Here is an 18607-nt window from a genome sequence, read left to right on the forward strand (position 1 = left end):
CCCGGCGCGCGCCGTCAGTCCAGCGACGCCACGAGGGCCGGCACATCCACCGCATCGCGCTGCGCGGCAGGCAGGAAGCGCTCGGCGTAGTCCAGCCACACCCCGCTGGACAGGAAGAAGCGGAACACCTCGGCATCGATATGGCGGTCACGCACCATGTGGGCCATGATCCGGAGCGACTCGGACAAGGTCTTGGGGGCCTTGTACGGACGGTCCGCCGCCGTCAGCGCCTCGAAGATGTCGGCCAGCGTCATCACGCGGTCCGCCAGTGTCAGCTGCGCCGCCTTGAGGCGCCGCGGGTAGCCGGTGCCATCGAGCTTTTCATGGTGCGAGCCCGCGATGGACGGCACACGCGCCAGGTGCGGCGGAAACGGCAGGCCGCTGAGCATGACGATGGTCTGCACGATATGGTCGTTGATCTTGAAGCGGTCTTCCGCGGTCAGGGTTCCGCGCCGTATCGACAGGTTGTGCAACTCGCCCAGATGCGCCTCCTGGGACGGCAGCGCCATGTCGAAGCCCCATTTGTTGGCCGGGTTGCCCGCCTCCACCGGCGGGCGCCGGGAACCCCAGGGCACGATGTGCTCGGCCCGGTCGGCCAGCAGGGGCTCGTTGGCGGGCAGGGGGCGCACCGGCACGTCCGCCAGGCGCCCCATCTCCGCCATCGACAGGCCCAGCCGGTCGTCGAAATGCCGCTGCCACACCTGGCGGGCAATCCCGGCGAGCCGCTGCACGTCCGCATCGGCCATGAATTCGCCCCCTACGTTGCATCGCGCTACGAAGGCGAACTCTTCCTGCAGCCGGTCGCGCCGCTGCAGCAGCTCGCGCTGCAGGCGCACCGGGTCCACGCCGGAGACATGCTGCTTCCAGTAGTCCAGCTCGGCATCGCGCCACAGCACCTCGAAGCGCATGCGCACCTCGTGGATGCGGTTGTACAGCGCCTCCAGCTTGGTGGCCTTGTCGATGATGTGCTCGGGGCTGGTGACCTTGCCGCAGTCGTGCAGCCAGGCGCCCAGACGGAACTCGTAGCGTTCGGCATCGGTCATCGCCACCTGCGCGAAAGGCCCCTCCTTCGCCTCGCACATGCGCTGCATGAGGGATTCGGCCAATTGCGGCACACGCTCGCAGTGCCCCCCCGTGTAGGGGCTTTTCGCATCGATGGCATCGGCCAGCAGGCGGATGACGGCGTCGAACAGCTTCTTTTGCCCCTCGATCAGGCCGCGCGTTTCAATCGCCACCGACAAGGTGCCGGACAGCTTCTCGACAAACGCCCGGAAATGGACATCCTCCTGCCGCGGGTCCGACAGGTAGCGCAGCACCAGCAGGCCCAGGGGTTGCCCATCGCGCGTGCGCAACTGCACGCGCAGCACGCGCTGGGGCATGGCGTCCCCATCGCCCTCCTCCTGGTCGCCGGGCTGCGGCTCGGCATGGTTGATGAAATGCACCATGGGCAGGTGCTCCGGGTACCGTGGCTGGTGCTCGGGGTCTTCGCAGTACCGCGCCGTGCGCAGCAGCCCCGCCCGCTGCTCCTCCACCAGGTACACCGCCCCGCCCGTGCAGCTGGTGGCACGCACCAGTTCGTAGAGCACGCTGGACAGCATGAGCTCCATGCGCGACTCGGCACTGATGTGGTGGGTGATGTGCAGAAACTCCTGGATGGTGTCCGACATGCGGTCCATCACCTGGCCCAGTTCGCGCACCTCGCGCACGGGCGACAGGCGGTGCGCCGGCCGCCGGAAATCGAACCGCGCCAGCGCCTGCGCCTGGGTGGCCAGCCCCGAAAGGCTGCGCCCCACGCGCCGCCCGGCCATCCATCCCACGGGCAGCATCAGCACGATGAGCCCCAGGGACAGCCATACCTGGCGCCACAGGTTCTGATTCACATCCGCCAGCAGTTCGGCGGTGGGGATCGCCATCAGGATGTGCAGCCCCTGCCAACGCTGCGATTTCAGGGGCAGCACCGTGGCGAGCCACTCCTCGCCATCGGCCATGAAGCGGCGCGACGGCCCCTTCGCCGTCCCCCCGCCGCCCAGGGCCTGCAGGCTGGGCACACCCAGCTCCTTCAGCGTGCGCAGCTTGAGGCTGGTCTCCCCACCCTCGCGCAGCAGCACGCGCGACATGTCCGGATACGCCAGCACGCGCTGGGCCGGGTCCACCACGGCGATCTCGGTGCGGGGCATCAGCCGCAGGCTGCCAATCTCCCTCCCGAGGTCGGTGAGCGCCACGTCCAGGCCGATCACGGCGCGCCCGTCCTCGCTGGGCTGGCTCAGCGTGACCCCCACCTCCTGCGTGGTGAAGAACACATAGGGCGCGGTCAGTATCTGCGTGTTCTTGTCTGCCGCTTCGGCGTACCAGGGGCGCGAGCGGGGATCGTAGAGGTAGCCAGGGCGCACGGAGGATTCGAGCAGGCGCAGCTGCGCGTCGTAGTAGCTCCAGCGCCCCACCAGGCCTGCGGTGCCGCGCTCGCGGGCCATCGACTGGAGCAGGAACGCGGCCTGCGCCGGCGCGTCCAGCCGCGTGCGCAGTTGCGCATCGCGCAGCGGCCGCACCAGCAGGAACTGCCCGTCGGCATATCCGATGAAAACCGCCGACAGCAAGGGATTTTGCTCCAGCAGGCGCGCAAACACCGGCAGGCGGCGCAGCCGGGCCTGCAGGCTGGTCGCCGAGGCAATGGGATCGAACGCGAGCAGCCTGATCGTGGCATCGGCGGGGTCCACGATGTGGTGCACCCTTTCGCTGATCAGCTGGCTGATGTGCCGGGCGCTGTCGTCCGAGGCCGCGATGATCGCCTCCCGCGCGCTGGTACCCACCTGGTAGACCAGCACCACCGTGAGCAACAGCATGGCGGACACCACCACCGAGGCGATCACCACCTCGAACGGAACGGTGATGCGCCGCCACCAGGGCAGTCCGTCAGCCCCCTGGGCTGAGGAGGGGCTGGAGCGGGCGCCATGGCCTGGCTCGGGCTCTGGCGGGCTTTCGCGCAGGGTGTCCATGCGCACCAATGTAGGGGGAAAGGCGGTGGCCCGTCATCCCCTATTTCGCCGCTCGGCGGTGGCCGCCCGGACCACCGCTCCGCAGGGCGTCCAGGTCCTCAGATTTTCTGCGCCACCCAGCCGGCCACCGAGGCGAGCGCCGCGGGCAGGCTGGAGGCATCGGTGCCGCCCGCCATGGCCATGTCGGGCTTGCCGCCGCCCTTGCCGCCCACTTGCTGGGCCACGAAGTTGACCAGCTCGCCCGCCTTCAGGCGGCCCACGCTGTCGGCCGTGACGCCGGCGGCGATCTGCACCTTGTCGCCATCGACGGCGGCCAGCACGATCGCGGCGGTCTTGAGCTTGTCCTTGAGCTTGTCCATGGTGTCGCGCAGGGTCTTGGCGTCGGCGCCGGGCAAGGCAGCGGCCAGTACCTTGAGGCCCTTCACATCGACGGCCTGGTTCACCAGCTCGTCGCCTTGGTTGGACGCCAGCTTGCCCTTGAGCGCCGCCACTTCCTTCTCCAGCGCGCGCGCGTTGTCGAGTGCCTGGGCGATCCGGCCATTGAGTTCGCTCACGGGGGCCTTCAGCGTACCGGCGGCCTGGGTCACGGTGTCTTCAAGCTGCTGCAGGTAGGCGAGCGCGTTGGCGCCGGTCACGGCTTCGATACGGCGCACGCCCGCGGCCACGCCGCCTTCGGCGACCACCTTGAACAGGCCGATGTCGCCGGTGCGCTGCACGTGCGTGCCGCCGCACAGTTCGCGGCTGGTGCCGATGTCCAGCACGCGCACGGTTTCACCGTATTTCTCGCCGAACAGCATCACGGCACCGGTCTTCTGGGCCGACTCGATGTCCATCACGCGGGCCTGCGTGGGCTGGTTGGCCAGGATTTCCTCGTTCACGCGGCGCTCCACCTCGCGGATTTCCGCTGCGGTGACGGCGCCGTTGTGCGTGAAGTCGAAGCGGGTGCGGTCGGCATTGACCAGGCTGCCCTTTTGCTGCACGTGGCCGCCCAGCACTTCGCGCAGGGCCTTGTGCATGATGTGCGTCACCGAGTGGTTGCGCACCGTGGCCGCACGCACGGCCGTGTTCACCTGGGCCTGCACGGTGTCGCCCACGTTCAGGGTGCCCTCTTCGAGCGTGCCGTGGTGGCCATACACGTCGGCCTTGATCTTGAGCGTGTCGCCCACCGCGAAGCGGGCCGAGCCACTGGTGATGACGCCTTCGTCGCCCACCTGGCCGCCGCTTTCGGCATAGAACGGGGTCGTGTCGAGCACCACCACGCCGTTTTGACCACTCTTCAGGGCGGCAGCGCTTGTCCCGTCCACGTAGATAGCTACGATCTTTGCAGTTTCCGCCAGGTGTTCGTAGCCGGTGAACTGGTTGGCCGCGCCGGTGTACTCCAGCGCCTTGTCCATCTTGAACTTGCCAGCGGCGCGGGCCTGGGCCTTCTGTTTTTCCATGGCGACCTTGAAACCGGCCTCGTCCACCTCGACGTCGCGCTCGCGGCACACGTCGTTGGTCAGGTCCAGCGGGAAGCCGTAGGTGTCGTGCAGCTTGAAGGCCACGTCGCCGGGCAGCACCTTGGCGCCACCGCCCAGGGCTGCGTCCAGAATCTCCATGCCATTGGCCAGGGTCTCGAAGAAGCGCTCTTCCTCGGCCTTGAGCACGTCGGTGATGCGCTGCTCCTGCTCGCGCAGCTTGGGGTAGGCGTCGCCCATCAGGCGCACCAGCTCGCCCACCAGCTTGTGGAAAAACGGCGTCTTCTTGCCCAGCTTGTAGCCGTGGCGGATGGCGCGGCGCACGATGCGGCGCTGCACGTAGCCGCGGCCTTCGTTGCTGGGGATCACGCCGTCGCTCACCAGGAAGGCGGTGGCGCGGATGTGGTCGGCGATCACGCGCAGGCTCTTGTTGTTCAGGTCGGCCACGCCGGTCTCGCGGCCGGCGGCCTTGATCAGCGCGTCGAACAGGTCGATCTCGTAGTTGCTGTGCACGTGCTGCAGGATCGCGGCCAGGCGCTCCAGGCCCATGCCCGTGTCCACGCAGGGCGCGGGCAGCGGCGTGACCGAGCCGTCTTCGGCCATGTCGAACTGCATGAACACGTTGTTCCAGATCTCGATGAAGCGGTCGCCGTCTTCATCGGGGCTGCCGGGGGGGCCGCCGGGAATGTGGTCGCCGTGGTCGTAGAAGATCTCGCTGCAGGGGCCGCAGGGACCGGTGTCGGCCATCATCCAGAAGTTGTCGGACTTGTAGCGGCCGCCCTTGTTGTCGCCGATGCGGATCACGCGCTCTGGCGGCAGGCCGATTTCCTTGGTCCAGATGTCGTAGGCTTCGTCGTCCTCTTCGTACACGGTGGCCAGCAGGCGCTCGGGCGGCAGCTTGTACACGGTGGTGAGAAGTTCCCAGGCCCATTTCAGCGACTCGCGCTTGAAGTAGTCGCCAAAGCTCCAGTTGCCCAGCATCTCGAAGAAGGTGTGGTGGCGCGCGGTGTAGCCCACGTTCTCCAGGTCATTGTGCTTGCCGCCGGCGCGCAGGCAGGCCTGCACCGACACGGCGCGGTTGTAGGGGCGCTTGTCGGTGCCCAGGAACACGTCCTTGAACTGCACCATGCCGGAGTTGGTGAACATCAGCGTGGGGTCGTTGCCCGGCACCAGCGAGCTCGAGGCCACGATGGTGTGGCCCTTGGAGGCAAAGAAATCCAGGAAGGACTTGCGGATGTCGGCAACCGAGAACGAAGGCGTGGTGTTGTGGGTCATGTGCGAAAAGGGGCAACAGGCCTGGATCAGTGAGGGGCCTCGCGCACGCGGCGCGGCCACCCGGTTTATGGGGAGAACCACGGATTCTATCGAGACGGCGGCCTGAACCGGCCTCCGGCCCTGGAGGCCCCTTCATTCAATGCCGCCCGGGCACGGGCGGCCTGCCGATAGGTCAACCGGGCAACCGGGTGCGGGGACACCTCGGCCAGGCCCGGGCCCTGGGCGCACCTGCGCCGGGCATGCATCCACCCCGCGCACTGCGCTGGGGCCGCCCGCGCCCCGCTGCGGGGCATGCCGGCGCCCGGGACACCCGCTTTGGGACCATCCAAGCGCAAATCCGGCTGGCACGCAAGATGCTAAATACCCTGACAAGATATTTTAAATATCTTCTTAATATATTTACAGCAACGCTACTTTATCGTCACCACCCACCCCCGCCCTTTCCCATCCTTCTTTTTCCTCAGGAGTCCATCCATGAACCATCCCCGCTGGCAAGGCATCTTCCCCGCCATCACCACCAAGTTCCACGCCGACGAGAGCATCGATGCCGAAGGCACGGCGCGCCACATCGACTTCCAGATCCGCAACGGTATCCACGGCCTGGTGACCTGCGGCTCGCTGGGTGAAGCCAGCACCCTCTCGCTGGAAGAAAAGCTGCAGGTCGCCAAGATCGCACTGGAAGCCGCCGACGGCCGCATCCCCGTGCTGGCGAATGTCTCGGAGACCAGCACCCGGGAAGCCCTGCGCTACATCGACGGCGGCAACAAGCTCGGAGTGGCCGGCTACATGGTCATGCCCTCGGTGATCTACGTCGCCGACGCGCGCGAAGCCATGCTGAACGTGCGCACCATGGCCGAGGCCGCGCAGAAGCCGGTGATGGTCTACAACAACCCGGTGGCCTACCGCGTGGACCTCAAGCCCGAGCACTTCGCCGAGCTGGCGGACTGCAAGTGGATCGAAGCCATCAAGGAAAGCACCGACAACATCCGCCGCGTGACCGACCTGCGCATCGCGCTGGGCGACCGCTACCAGATCTTCCTGGGCGTGGACGACCTGGCCTACGAGGGCCTGGCGCTGGGCTGCGACGGCCTGCTGGCCGGCGTGGGCTGCGCCTTCCCGCGCGAGACCGTGGCGCTGTACGACCTGATGAAGGCCGGCCGCTTTGCCGAGGCACTCAAGCTCTACCAATGGATGACGCCCATGCTGCACCTCGACGTCTCCACCAAGCTCGTGCAGAACCTCAAGCTGATCGACCTGCTGGTGGGTGTGGGCACCGAGCACATGCGCCGCCCGCGCCTGCCCCTGATTGGCGAGGAGCGCGCCTTCATCGAGCGCATCGTCAGGAAGGCGCTGGACACACGCCCCGCCGAGTACCAGTCCGTGGCCTGAGACGGTATCGACCGACAGGCTGCCCCCCGGGCCGCAGGAGACAACAGCGGCCCTTCCCCTTCGCACATACAAGAGGTTTCCCATGACACGTGCATCTTTCGGATTTCGGACCCTGACGCCCGCCGCCATCGCGGCGCTGATGCTGGCCACACATGCCGGCGCCCAGGAACAGCTGGTCAAGATCGGCCACAGCGGCCCGCTCTCCGGCCCCAATGCCTTCGCGGGCAAGGACAACGAGAACGGCGTGCGCCTGGCCGTCGAGGAGCTCAACGCGAAGAAGATCGTGGTGGGGGGCAAGACCCTGAAGTTCGACCTCGTGTCCGAGGACGACCAGTGCGACGCCCGCACCGGGGTGAGCGTGGCGCAGAAGATGGTGGACAGCGGCGTGAAGTTCGTCATGGGACCGTACTGCTCGGGCGTGGCCATTCCCGCCTCACGTGTCTACAGCGAAGGCGGGGCCATGGTCTCCACCGTGGGCACCAACCCCAGGGTCACCGAGAACGGCTACAAGAACCTGTTCCGCATCATCGCCAGCGACACCCAGATCGGCTCGAACATGGCCGTGTATGCCGCCCAGGTGCTCAAGGTCAAGCAGGTGGCGGTGATCGACGACCGCACCGCCTTCGGCCAGGGCGTGGCCGACCAGTTCACCAAGGAGGCGAAGAAGCAGGGCCTGACCGTGGTGGGCCAGGAGTTCACGACCGACAAGTCCACCGATTTCCTGTCCATCCTCACCAGCCTCAAGGGCAAGCAGCCGCAGGCCATCTTCTTTGGCGGCTACGCCCCGCAGGCCGCGCCCATGGCGCGGCAGATGAAGCAGCTGGGCCTCACGGCCAAGCTCTTGGGTGGCGACACGCTGTGCAGCCCCGAGGTCGGCAAGCTCGGTGGCGAAGCGGTGAACGACACCGTGTTCTGCGCCCAGGGCGGCACCATGCTCGACAAGGCCGCGAGCGGCCCGGCCTTCAAGGCGAAATACAAGGCGCGCTTCAAGCTGGATGCCGATGCCTATGCGGCGTCCTACTACGACCAGGTGATGTTCATGGCCGATGCCATGCAGAAAGCCCAGTCCGTGGAACCCGCCAAGGTCGGCGCGCAGATGCTCCAGGGCAGCCACCAGGGCGTGGCGGGCACCTATGCCTACGACGACAAGGGCAACCTCAAGCAGGCTCCCATCACGGTGCTCACGTTCAAGAACGCCGCCCCCGTGCCGCTGGCCAGCTATTGAAACTCCGCCGCGAAATCGTGGCGGCCCGCCGCTACGATGCCTGCACCTTTCTGCCATGTGACCGACCATGACCCACGACACCCGCATGCAACGCATACAGATCCTCGACTCCCACACCGGGGGTGAACCCACGCGGCTCGTGGTGGGCGGCTTTCCCGACCTGGGCACCGGCAGCATGGCAGAGCGCCGCGCCCTGCTGGCCAGCCAGCACGATGCCTGGCGCGCGGCCACGGTGCTCGAGCCGCGCGGCAACGACGTGATCGTGGGCGCGCTGCTGTGCGCCCCGCAGGACCCGGCCAATGCGGCGGGCGTGGTGTTCTTCAACAACACCGGCTACCTCGGCATGTGCGGCCACGGCACCATCGGCCTGGTGGCCTCGCTGGCCTACCTGGGCCGCATCGAGCCGGGCGAGCACGGCATCGAGACACCCGTGGGCACGGTGATGACCACGCTGCACGAGGACGGCTCGGTCAGCGTGCGCAACGTGCCGGCCTACCGGCTGCACCAGGGCCTGTCGCTCACGGTGCCGGGCATCGGCACCGTCACGGGCGACGTGGCCTGGGGCGGCAACTGGTTCTTTCTGATGAGCGAGCACGGCCAGCGCGTGGCCAGCGACAACCTGCAGGCGCTGACCGACTACACCAGCGCCATCCAGCAGGCCCTGAAGGACCAGGGCGTCCGCGGCGACAACGGCGGCGAGATCGACCACATCGAGCTCTTTGTCGACGACGACGTGGCCGACAGCCGCAACTTCGTGCTCTGCCCGGGCGGTGCCTACGACCGCTCGCCCTGCGGCACCGGCACCAGCGCCAAGCTGGCCTGCCTGGCGGCCGACGGCACGCTGCAGCCCGGCCAGGCGTGGCGCCAGGCCAGCATCATCGGCAGCAGCTTCGAGGCACGCTACGAACCCGACACCCAGGCCGGCAGGATCATCCCCACGCTGCGCGGCACGGCCCACATGAGCGCCGAGGCCACGCTGCTGATCGAGGCCAGCGACCCCTTCGGCTGGGGCATCCGGCTCTAAGGCCCTCTTTTCAGGCACACCCACCCGGCAGGCACCATGCGACACGCGGACGTCATCGTCATCGGAGCAGGCATCGTCGGCGCGGCCTGCGCCCATGTCCTCGCAGGCCGTGGCCTGCATGTGCTGGTGCTGGACGCCCGGCTGGGCGCCGCCACGGCGGCCGGTATGGGCCACCTGGTGGTGATGGACGACAACCCCGCCGAGCTGGCGCTGAGCCAGGCATCCCTGGCGCTCTGGCATGCGTGGGGACCACGGATGACGGCCGACCAGCCCGGCTGCGCCTACACCAACTGCGGCACGCTCTGGCTGGCCGCCAACGACGCCGAGATGGCCGGCGCCGAAGAAAAAGCCCAGCGCCTGCAGCGCCACGGCCTGCCCTGTGACCTGCTGGACGCCGCCACCCTGCGGCGCCTGGAACCCGCCCTGCGCCCCGGACTGCGGGGCGCACTGAAGGTGCCCGGCGACAGCGTGGTGTATGCCCCCAATGCCGCCCAGTGGCTGCTGCAGCAGGCACCGCGCCAGATCCGCGTCGAGCAGGCCGAGGCATGCCGCATCGAGGGCGGCCGGGTGCAGCTGGTGGACGGCAGCTGGCGCGAAGCCCAGGCCGTGGTGCTGGCCGCCGGCATCCATGCCACGCGCTTGTGCCCCGAGCTCCCCATCCGCCCCAAGAAGGGCCACCTGCTCATCACCGACCGCTACCCCGGCGTGGTGCGGCACCAGCTGGTGGAGCTGGGCTACATCAGCAACGCCCACCAGACCGACGGCACCTCCGTGGCGTTCAACCTGCAGCCCCGGCCCACCGGGCAACTGCTGCTGGGCTCATCGCGCCAGTTCGACACCACCGACCCGGCCATCGACCAGGACGTGCTGGCCCGGATGCTGCGCCGCGCCTTGGACTACATGCCCGGCCTGGCCGGGCTGAACGCCATCCGCACCTGGACGGGATTTCGCGCCACCACGCCCGACAGCCTGCCCATCATCGGGCGCCACCCCACCCGCGACCAGCTCTGGCTGGCCGTGGGCCACGAAGGCCTGGGCGTGACCACCGCCCCCGCCACCGCCGAGTTACTGGCGGCGCAGCTGACCGGTGGGCCCCCGCCCCTGGACCCCGCCCCCTTCGCGGCGCAGCGCTTCAGCCTGGAAGGCCTGGCGGCATGAGCACATCCACTCCCCTGGTACACGCCGTCATCGACGGCACCACCATCGAGCTGGCACCGGGCCACAGCGTCGCGGCGGCCCTGGCCCTGCTGCCTCCGGGCTGCGCCCGCACGTCGGTCACCGGCGAGCGCCGTGCGCCTTTCTGCGGCATGGGCATCTGCCACGAGTGCCGGGTGCTTGTGGACGGCCGCCAGCGCCTGGCCTGCCAGACCCTGTGCACCGACGGCATGGTGATCGACACACGCGGCCAGCCGCAGAGAGGCATGCCATGACCCCCCACCAGCGCTGCGATCTGCTGATCATCGGCGCCGGTCCCGCCGGCATGGCGGCCGCCCTGGCGGCGGCGCCCCGGGGCCTTGCCATCACCCTCGTGGACGACAACATCCATCCCGGCGGACAGATCTGGCGCGACGGCCCCGGCAGCACCCTGCCCCCGCTCGCTCGCCAGCACCGCGAGGCGCTGGAGCGCTACCCGAACATCCGCCTGCTGTGCGGCACGCGCGTGGTGGGGCTGGGTGGCCCCTCGGCGCCGCAAGATGCCCCCGCCTTGCTGCTGGAAGACGCCGAACAGGGCTGGATCCAGCACAGCCACCGCCTGGTGCTGTGCAACGGAGCACGGGAGCTGCTGCTGCCCTTTCCCGGCTGGACGCTACCCGGCGTGACCGGCGCCGGCGGACTGCAGGCGCTGATCAAGGCCGGCTTGCCGGTGCAGGGCCAGCGCATCGTGGTGGCCGGCACCGGTCCCCTGCTGCTGGCCTGCGCCGACACCGCCCGCAAGGCCGGCGCCCAGGTCATCCGCATTGCCGAACAGGCTTCCTGGCGGGCCCTGGCCGCCTTCGCGCTGCAGCTGCCGCGCTGGCCCGCCAAGGCGCTGCAGGCAACGACCCTGTTCAACCACCACTGGCGCGCCTCCAGCCACGTGCTGCATGCACAGGGCCAGGACCGGCTGGAGGCCGTGCGGATCCAGCGCGGCACGCGCCAGGAAACCCTGGCCTGCGACCGGCTTGCCTGCGGCTTTGGGCTGGTGCCCAACACCCAGATGGGCCAACTGCTGGGCTGCGCGCTCAACGATCGCCAAGGCCTGCAGGTGGACGGCCTCATGGCCACCAGCGTGCCCCATGTGTACGCCGCAGGGGAATGTACCGGCTTTGGCGGCAGCGAACGCGCGCTGGCACAGGGCGCCATCGCGGGGCATGCCGCCGCAGGCGACACGGCCCGGGCCCAGGCCCGCCAAGCCGCCCTGGCCCGCTGGCAAGGTTTCGCGGACCTGCTGCGCACCCAGTTCGAGCTCGGCGAGGCGGTGCGCCAGCTGGCCGCCCCGGACACCCTCGTCTGCCGCTGCGAAGACGTGCCCTTGCGCGAGCTGGCCTCCCGCAGCAGCTGGATCGACGCCAAGCTGCACACGCGCTGCGGCATGGGCGCCTGCCAGGGCCGCGTGTGTGGTGCCGCCACCCATGCGCTGTTCGGCTGGACGCCCGCCCCACCCCGCCATCTGCTGGCGCCCGCGCGCATCGGCACGCTGGCGCAATGCCCCACCCCGGTGGACGAATCCACCGGCATCCGCCCATGAACGACACCACTCCCCTTCCCGCCCCCGCCAGCTCCGCGATGGTGCACGTCCCCCTGGACGACCTGATGGCCCTGGCGCGTGCCATGCTGCTGCGTCTGGGCCTGGGCGAAGCCCACGCGGGCGCCATGGCCCGCGTCATCGTGGCCGGGCAGCGTGATGCCTGCCAGTCGCACGGCGTCTACCGGCTCACCAGCTGTGCCCACACGGTGCGCACCGGCAAGGTGGAGCTGCAGGCCCTGCCAGTGCTGCAGGCGGGCTCTGGCCCGGTCGTGCGGGTGGACGCCCAGGGGGCGTTTTCACCCCTGGCTTTCGAACAAGGCCTGCCCGCGCTGGTGGAGGCCACCCGCCGCCACGGCATGGGTGCGCTGGTCATCAACCGCTGCGTGCACTTCTCGGCACTGTGGCCCGAGATCGAGGCCCTCACCGCCCACGGCCTGGCGGCCCTGGCACTCACGCCCAGCCACGCCTGGGTGGCGCCGGCCGGCGGGCACCAGCCCGTCTTCGGCACCAACCCCATCGCCTTCGGCTGGCCACGCCCGGGTCCCCACCCCTATGTGTTCGACTTCGCCACCAGCGCCATCGCGCGCGGCGACCTGGAGCTGCACCGCCGCGCGGGCCAGCCCCTGCCCGAGGGCTGCGGGGTGGACGGCCAGGGCCGGCCTTCCACCGATCCGGTGGCCGTGGCCCGGGGCGCCATGCGCACCTTTGGCGGGCACAAGGGCTCGGCCCTGGCCACCATGGTCGAGCTCATGGCCGGCACGCTGATCGGCGACTGGACCAGCCGCGAATCCATCGCCCACGACGCGGGCGCAGGCGCCACGCCCCTGCATGGCGAACTGGTGCTGGCCTTCGACCCCGCCCAGTTTGCGGGCGGCGATGCGGCCCCTCACCAGGCGCGTGCCGAGGCGATGTTCGATGCCATCACCGGCCAGGGCGCCCGGCTGCCCTCGCAGCGCCGCTTCGCCGCCCGGGCGCTCAGCCTGGCCGAGGGCGCGGCGGTGCCGCGCGCCCTGTACGAAGAGATCCTCGCGATGGCAGGCTGAACCCGGCAGCGCGGGCGCGCCGACCGGTAAGCGCGCCACCCGCGGGCATTCATCTTGCTTCTACATATATCAAGAAGATATTTAAACCGGCGCCCCATTCCCGACACCCAGACCACGGAGCCCACCCCATGTCCACCGCCACCGCTTCTCCCACCCCACCCGGCGGGCCCGCGCCCGCAGCGCCGGCCCGCGCGGTCCTCGCCCTGTCCAGCCTGGTGCTGCGCGCGGAGCGCAACTGCCTCACCGCCCTGATGACCTTGCTGGTGGCGCTGATCCTGCTGAACGTGGCCACCCGCTACACCGGCTTTCCCATTTACTGGATCGACGAGGCGGCGGTCTACACCGTGGTCTGGCTGACCTTCGTGGGGGCCTCGGTGATGACACGGCTGCGCATGGACTTCGCGGTGGGCATGCTGACCGAGAAGCTCTCCGAGAAATGGGCCAAGGCGGCCAAGATCATCGCCACCACGGGGGTGCTGCTGTTTGGCATCGCCATGCTGGTGATGTGCTGGCTGTGGATGGACCCGGTGGGCATCGCCCGCTACGGCTTCGACGCCAAGGAATTCGGTGCCGAGACCTTCAACTTCCTCTACACCGAGCGCACCCAGACCCTGAACTGGCCCACCTGGGTGCTGCAGCTGATCCTGCCGCTGTTTTCCCTCACCTTCACGCTGCACGCGCTGGCCAACCTCATCGAGGACATGGGCCTGGCGCCGCGCCGCAGCCACCCTGGTTTCGACGTCGTCAGCGCCGACGCCGTGAACTGACCCCGGAGCCCGCCCCATGTTCACTTCCCTCTTCTTCTGCGCGGCCCTCATGGTGGGCGTGCCCATCGGCGTGTGCCTGTGCATCTCGGGCATCGCGTACATCTTCAGCACCGGCAACACCGTGCTGTTCCAGTCCTTTCCCATGCAGATGTTCGCGGGGGTGGACAGCTATGGGCTCATCGCCATTCCGCTGTTCATCCTGATCGGCGAGATCATGAACAGCGGCGGCATCACGCGCCGCCTGGTGGACATGTCGATGGCCTTCGTCGGCTCCGTCAAGGGAGGCCTGGCCTACGTGAACATCCTGGCCAACATGCTGGTCTCGTCCATCATCGGCTCGGCCACGGCCCAGGTGGCCATCATGTCCCAGGTGATGGTGCCCGAGATGGAAAAGCAGGGCTACGACAAGACCTTCGCCGCCGGCCTCACGGTCTACGGCGGCATGCTGGGGCCGATCATTCCACCTTCAGTGATGTTCGTGGTCTACAGCGTGCTGGCACAGGTGGCCGTGGGCGACATGCTCATCGCGGGCATCCTGCCGGGCATCCTGCTCACCATCCTGTTCTTCATCATCATCGCGCTGATGGGTTTCATCTACGACTACCCGCGCAGCGAAAGGCGCACGCTGGCGCAGCGGGCCCGCACCGTGGTGACATCCAGCCCCACCCTGCTGATCCCGATCGTGATCGTGGGCTCCATCCTGGGCGGCCTGGCCAATCCGACCGAAGCGGCCGCCGTGGGCGCCCTGGCCGCGGCGCTGGTGGGGCGGTATGTGACCAAGGAATTCCGGCTCGGCTCCATGCCCGCCATCCTGCTGCGCTCGGCCATCTACTCGGCCATCGTGCTGTTCCTGGTGGCCGCCGCCGCGGTGTTTTCCTGGCTGCTGATCTACGGCAAGGTGCCGCAGATGGTGGCGGCCTGGATCCAGACCGTGGCGCACGACCCGATCACCTTCCTGCTGCTGGTCAACGTCATCCTGCTGGTCATCGGCACCGTGATCGACGGCATCCCCGGGCTGATCATGACCGTGCCCATCCTGCTGCCCATCGCCACCGACATCTACCACATCGACCCGCGCCACTTCGGCGTGGTGGTGGTGATCAACCTGGTGCTGGGCCTGATGTCGCCGCCCGTGGGGCTGAGCTTCTTCGTCGCGGCCGCCGTCACCGGCGCCAAGCCCGGCAAGATGTTCATCGTCACCCTGCCCTTCTTCCTCATCAGCTGCGTGGCGCTGGTGATGCTCTCCCTGTTCCCCAGCCTGTCGCTTGCCCTGATCAAGTAAGCGGCTCCATCCCTTCGCCCTCTTCGCATTGCCTCGCACAACTTCCAGGAGTTCACCATGACCATTTCCCGCCGCCACTTCATCCAGTCCACCGCCGCGGCAGCCGCCGCAGCGGCCCCGCTGGGCTTTCCGTCCGTCGTGCTCGCCGCCGATGCCAAGGAATTCCGCCTGGGCCTGATCACCCCGGCGGGGCACTCATGGAACCGCGCCGCGCTGCAGTTCGGCGAAGCGCTGAAGAAAGAGACCGATGGCCGCCTGAGCGTGACCGTGTTCCACTCGGGCCAGCTGGGCAACGAGACGGCCATGATGCAGCAGCTGCAATCCGGCGCCCTGGACATGGGCTGGATCCAGGCCGCAGAGCTGGGCTCGCGGGTGGCGAGCGTGGCGGCCATCAACGCGCCCTACCTGGTGCGCTCGACCCCCGCGGTGGCCAAGCTGGTGCGCACCCCCGCCGCGCTGAAGCTGCTGGAGGTGCTGCCGCGCGAGACCGGCACCATCGGGCTGGGCTGGGGCATCACCGGCATGCGCGCGGTGTTCGCCACCAAGGACATCGCGGTGCCGACCGACCTCAAGGGCATGAAGCTGCGCATCAACCCCACCCCCGTGTACCGCGACTTCTACCAGTTGCTGGGCGCCGCCCCGACGCCCATTCCCACGCCCGCCGTGTTCGACGCCATGAGCAACGGCCAGGTGGATGGGCTGGAAGCCGACATCGAGTTCTCGTGGAACCAGCGCTTCGACAAGGTTTCCAAGACCCTGCTGCAGATGAACGCCCTCTTCATGCCCTTTGCCCCGCTGGTGTCGGGCCGCATCTGGCAGGGCCTGGATGCCAAGGACAAGGAGCTGATCCGCAAGCTGGTGGCCCAGACGCTGGACGCCCAGATCAACGACATCGTCACCACGGAAGCCGGCCTGATCGAGAAGTTCAAGGGCTCGGGCATCGCGTTCAAGAGCGCCTCCAGCTACAACCCCGACGGCATCATCCAGGAGTTCGACAAGCTGTGGCTGCCCAAGGCTCCTCAGATCGCCGAGCTGCGCAAGGCGGGCGCGGGCCTGTAGGAAGGGTGCGGGCGGGAGCGCTCCCCGTGCCACGGACCGCCAACAGGTTCTAAGATGCGGCACCGCGCCCCCGCGGCCAGGACAACGAACGCCATTCCCCCAGCATGAAACCGAGCAGCGCATCCCTCCCGCGAGACCCCGCCCCCAAACGGCGCGCGGCCGACGTGGCCTACGACGCCATCGAAGCCATGATCTCCACGCTGCAACTGCAGCCCGGCAGTCCGGTGGTCGAGGCCGAGATCGCCGAAAGCACCGGCCTGGGCCGCACCCCGGTGCGCGAGGCGCTGCTGCGCATGGTCTCCATCGGACTCATCGCGCAGCAGCCCCGGCGCGGGCTGCTGGTATCGCACATCGACCTGGCCGACCACCTGGACGTGATCCAGACACGCCGCGTGCTGGAACGCCTGGTTGCCTCGTGCGCGGCACGCCGCGCCACCGCGCCGCAGCGCCAGGCCATCGTGCGCTGCGCGGAAAAGATGGTGGACGCCGCCGCGCGCGGCCATCTGGACGACTACATGCTGGCCGACCACGAGCTGGACGTGGTGACGCACCAGGCCAGCCAGAACCACTCGGCCGTCAAATGCGTGTCGCCGCTCATCGTGCAGTGCCGCCGGTTCTGGTACGCCTACCAGCACGAGGGCGAGGTGTCCGAGGGCGCGCGCGCCCACATGCACCTGGCCCAGGGCATCGCCACGGGCGACGAAGCGAGGGCCGTGGCCGGTGCGGAGCAGCTCATGGACTACCTGGAGCGGTTCGCGCGGCGCATCATCGACCAGTAAGACAGGGCACAGAGCACCGATTTGCTATAAATAGGATAGCTTCCAGCGCTTTACCACTCTGCGCCCGGGGCCTGAAAGGCACTAAATCCAGCAGCCTGCCGCCAGCTACTCCGCCACCTGCTGCCCCAGCAGGATGCGCTGCTCCAAGAAGCGCCACATGCGCTCGTCCTGGCTGAACGACACGTTGAAGCGCAGCCAGCCCGTGGGGCGCGGCTCCACCAGGAACAACTGGCCCGGGCCGAGCATGATGCCCGCGCCCGTGGCCTCCTTCGACAGCTCCGCGCTGTCGGGCAGATCGGGGTGGCGGGCCCACAGGTACATGCCCGCCTCGGGCTCATGGAAGAGCTCGAAGCCCAGGTTCAGCAACCGCCGCCCCACCACGCCGTGCGCCTCGGCCAGGCGCTCGCGCAGGGACTTGAGGTGCTTGCGCCAGCGGCCATCCGTCACCACGCCGAAGGTGATGCGCTCGGTGATCTCGGACGATGTGAGCCCCGAGATCATCTTGAGCTGCACCAGCTCGTCCAGCAGGTCGCCCCGCGCCGCCACGAAGCCCGTGCGCAGGTTCGGCGAGATGGTCTTGGAGAAGCTGCCCAGGTAGATCACCCGGCGCAACTGGTCCAGGCTGGCGAGCGAGGGGCGCACGCCGGTGTCCATATCGGCATAGATGTCGTTCTCGACCAGCATGAAACCATGCTGCTCGGCCAACTGCAGCAGGCGGTGCAGATGCGCCACCGAGGCCACCGAGCAGGTCGGGCTCTGCAGGCGCGGCTGCGTGAAGAACACCGTGGGCTTGTGCGCGGCCAGCAGGGCTTCCAGCGCGAGCAGGTCATAGCCCCCCGCCGTGCGCGGCACCCCTACCGGGTGCGCGCCCGCGAAGCGCAGCATGAACAGCAGGTTGGGATAGCCGGGGTCATCCACCAGCACCACATCGCCGGGTTTGACGAGGCGCCGCGCCACGAGGTCGAGCGCCTGGCTGGAGCCCTGCGTGAGCAGCACCTGGTCGGCGTCCACCGCCAGATGGTGCTCGGCCAGCGACTCGGCCACCACCATGCGCAGCGCCATGTGGCCATGCGGCAGGCCATAGCCGTCGAGCTCGGGGCCGTCGGAAGACAGCTGGCGCATGCTGCGGCGCACGGCATCGCCGAACAGCCAGTCGTGCGGCAGCCAGCCGCAGCCCGGTTTCATGGGCAGGTTGCGGTTTTCAAAGATCTGCTTGAGGTACCAGCGTGCGTCAAAACGGGGCACCGGCCGCTCCTGAGGCCCGGCGCCGGGCACGGCGCCTTCTTCGCTGCGGCGCTTCACGAAGAAACCCGCATTGGCGCGCGACACCAGCCAGCCTTGCGCCACCAGGCGGTCGTAGGCCTCGACCACGGTGAACACGCTCACGCCATGGGCGGCGGCAAAGGCACGGATGGAGGGCAGTTTGCTGCCGGGCTTGAGCACCTGCCCGGCGATGAGACCCCGAAGACCATCGACGATCTGGCTGACCAGGGGAGTCTGGAGGTCCGGGCTGAGAGTGAGCATCAGGAGAGCCAAAAAGGGGGCGAATTGTGCACCGACTTGGCGCACACCAGATCAGGGATTGC

Annotated in this window: 14 protein-coding genes; 11 read left to right on the plus strand and 3 right to left on the minus strand. The window is 68.7% G+C overall.

Going from position 1 to position 18607, the window contains the following annotated elements; all coding sequences use genetic code 11:
- Positions 1 to 14 precede the first annotated feature (14 nt).
- Positions 15 to 2993 carry an HD domain-containing phosphohydrolase gene (locus AC07OC_RS04270; RefSeq protein WP_218338688.1) on the minus strand — a complete coding sequence of 993 codons (2979 nt, stop codon included), beginning with the start codon at positions 2991 to 2993 and terminating at the stop codon, positions 15 to 17.
- Positions 2994 to 3091: 98 nt separating this feature from the next.
- Positions 3092 to 5725 carry an alanine--tRNA ligase gene (alaS, locus tag AC07OC_RS04275; RefSeq protein WP_218338689.1) on the minus strand — a complete coding sequence of 878 codons (2634 nt, stop codon included), beginning with the start codon at positions 5723 to 5725 and terminating at the stop codon, positions 3092 to 3094.
- A 474-nt stretch (positions 5726 to 6199) separates the two neighbouring features.
- On the opposite strand from alaS, the gene AC07OC_RS04280 reads away from it, so the two are divergent.
- The 11 genes from AC07OC_RS04280 (at position 6200) to AC07OC_RS04330 (ending at position 17021) form a co-directional block, all read left to right on the plus strand.
- Positions 6200 to 7114: a dihydrodipicolinate synthase family protein gene (locus AC07OC_RS04280; RefSeq protein ID WP_218338690.1), complete on the plus strand. Its 915-nt coding sequence runs from the start codon at positions 6200 to 6202 to the stop codon at positions 7112 to 7114.
- 82 nt (positions 7115 to 7196) lie between these two features.
- Positions 7197 to 8339, plus strand: a complete 1143-nt coding sequence (locus AC07OC_RS04285; RefSeq protein ID WP_218338691.1) for a branched-chain amino acid ABC transporter substrate-binding protein — start codon at positions 7197 to 7199, stop codon at positions 8337 to 8339.
- 85 nt (positions 8340 to 8424) lie between these two features.
- On the plus strand, positions 8425 to 9363 hold the full coding sequence (locus AC07OC_RS04290; protein WP_218339071.1) for a 4-hydroxyproline epimerase: 939 nt from the start codon (positions 8425 to 8427) through the stop codon (positions 9361 to 9363).
- Positions 9364 to 9399: 36 nt separating this feature from the next.
- Positions 9400 to 10521 (plus strand): NAD(P)/FAD-dependent oxidoreductase, encoded by a 1122-nt coding sequence (locus AC07OC_RS04295; protein ID WP_218338692.1) that lies wholly within the window; start codon positions 9400 to 9402, stop codon positions 10519 to 10521.
- Positions 10518 to 10793, plus strand: a complete 276-nt coding sequence (locus AC07OC_RS04300; RefSeq protein WP_218338693.1) for a 2Fe-2S iron-sulfur cluster-binding protein — start codon at positions 10518 to 10520, stop codon at positions 10791 to 10793. Before AC07OC_RS04295 ends, AC07OC_RS04300 begins: the two co-directional genes overlap by 4 nt.
- Positions 10790 to 12091, plus strand: a complete 1302-nt coding sequence (locus tag AC07OC_RS04305; protein WP_218338694.1) for an NAD(P)/FAD-dependent oxidoreductase — start codon at positions 10790 to 10792, stop codon at positions 12089 to 12091. The genes AC07OC_RS04300 and AC07OC_RS04305 overlap by 4 nt, the downstream gene beginning before the upstream one ends.
- Positions 12088 to 13134 carry an Ldh family oxidoreductase gene (locus tag AC07OC_RS04310; protein ID WP_218338695.1) on the plus strand — a complete coding sequence of 349 codons (1047 nt, stop codon included), beginning with the start codon at positions 12088 to 12090 and terminating at the stop codon, positions 13132 to 13134. Before AC07OC_RS04305 ends, AC07OC_RS04310 begins: the two co-directional genes overlap by 4 nt.
- A 128-nt stretch (positions 13135 to 13262) precedes the next feature.
- Positions 13263 to 13901: a TRAP transporter small permease gene (locus tag AC07OC_RS04315; protein WP_218295175.1), complete on the plus strand. Its 639-nt coding sequence runs from the start codon at positions 13263 to 13265 to the stop codon at positions 13899 to 13901.
- 16 nt (positions 13902 to 13917) lie between these two features.
- On the plus strand, positions 13918 to 15183 hold the full coding sequence (locus tag AC07OC_RS04320; protein WP_218295176.1) for a TRAP transporter large permease: 1266 nt from the start codon (positions 13918 to 13920) through the stop codon (positions 15181 to 15183).
- A 57-nt stretch (positions 15184 to 15240) separates the two neighbouring features.
- Positions 15241 to 16242 (plus strand): TRAP transporter substrate-binding protein, encoded by a 1002-nt coding sequence (locus tag AC07OC_RS04325; RefSeq protein ID WP_218295177.1) that lies wholly within the window; start codon positions 15241 to 15243, stop codon positions 16240 to 16242.
- A 104-nt stretch (positions 16243 to 16346) separates the two neighbouring features.
- The gene (locus AC07OC_RS04330; protein WP_218295178.1) at positions 16347 to 17021 is read left to right on the plus strand and encodes a GntR family transcriptional regulator; all 675 of its coding nucleotides are present in this window, start codon (positions 16347 to 16349) and stop codon (positions 17019 to 17021) included.
- Between the two features lie 105 nt (positions 17022 to 17126).
- On the opposite strand, the gene AC07OC_RS04335 is transcribed toward AC07OC_RS04330, so the two are convergent.
- A complete protein-coding gene (locus AC07OC_RS04335) occupies positions 17127 to 18545 on the minus strand; it encodes an aminotransferase-like domain-containing protein (protein ID WP_218295179.1) in 1419 nt (472 codons plus the stop codon).
- Between the last annotated feature and the right edge of the window lie 62 nt (positions 18546 to 18607).

It is taken from the genome of Acidovorax sp. GW821-FHT10E04, assembly GCF_059415185.1.

What these genes read in the sequence shown, in the direction of transcription:
- AC07OC_RS04325 (WP_218295177.1), top strand. Translation starts at nt 15,241, where the DNA reads ATGACCATTTCCCGCCGCCACTTCATCCAGTCCACCGCCGCGGCAGCC.
- AC07OC_RS04285 (WP_218338691.1), top strand. Translation starts at nt 7,197, where the DNA reads ATGACACGTGCATCTTTCGGATTTCGGACCCTGACGCCCGCCGCCATC.
- AC07OC_RS04320 (WP_218295176.1), top strand. Translation starts at nt 13,918, where the DNA reads ATGTTCACTTCCCTCTTCTTCTGCGCGGCCCTCATGGTGGGCGTGCCC.
- AC07OC_RS04335 (WP_218295179.1), bottom strand. Translation starts at nt 18,545, where the DNA reads ATGCTCACTCTCAGCCCGGACCTCCAGACTCCCCTGGTCAGCCAGATC.
- AC07OC_RS04295 (WP_218338692.1), top strand. Translation starts at nt 9,400, where the DNA reads ATGCGACACGCGGACGTCATCGTCATCGGAGCAGGCATCGTCGGCGCG.
- AC07OC_RS04270 (WP_218338688.1), bottom strand. Translation starts at nt 2,993, where the DNA reads ATGGACACCCTGCGCGAAAGCCCGCCAGAGCCCGAGCCAGGCCATGGC.
- alaS (WP_218338689.1), bottom strand. Translation starts at nt 5,725, where the DNA reads ATGACCCACAACACCACGCCTTCGTTCTCGGTTGCCGACATCCGCAAG.
- AC07OC_RS04290 (WP_218339071.1), top strand. Translation starts at nt 8,425, where the DNA reads ATGCAACGCATACAGATCCTCGACTCCCACACCGGGGGTGAACCCACG.
- AC07OC_RS04330 (WP_218295178.1), top strand. Translation starts at nt 16,347, where the DNA reads ATGAAACCGAGCAGCGCATCCCTCCCGCGAGACCCCGCCCCCAAACGG.
- AC07OC_RS04305 (WP_218338694.1), top strand. Translation starts at nt 10,790, where the DNA reads ATGACCCCCCACCAGCGCTGCGATCTGCTGATCATCGGCGCCGGTCCC.
- AC07OC_RS04280 (WP_218338690.1), top strand. Translation starts at nt 6,200, where the DNA reads ATGAACCATCCCCGCTGGCAAGGCATCTTCCCCGCCATCACCACCAAG.
- AC07OC_RS04315 (WP_218295175.1), top strand. Translation starts at nt 13,263, where the DNA reads ATGTCCACCGCCACCGCTTCTCCCACCCCACCCGGCGGGCCCGCGCCC.
- AC07OC_RS04310 (WP_218338695.1), top strand. Translation starts at nt 12,088, where the DNA reads ATGAACGACACCACTCCCCTTCCCGCCCCCGCCAGCTCCGCGATGGTG.
- AC07OC_RS04300 (WP_218338693.1), top strand. Translation starts at nt 10,518, where the DNA reads ATGAGCACATCCACTCCCCTGGTACACGCCGTCATCGACGGCACCACC.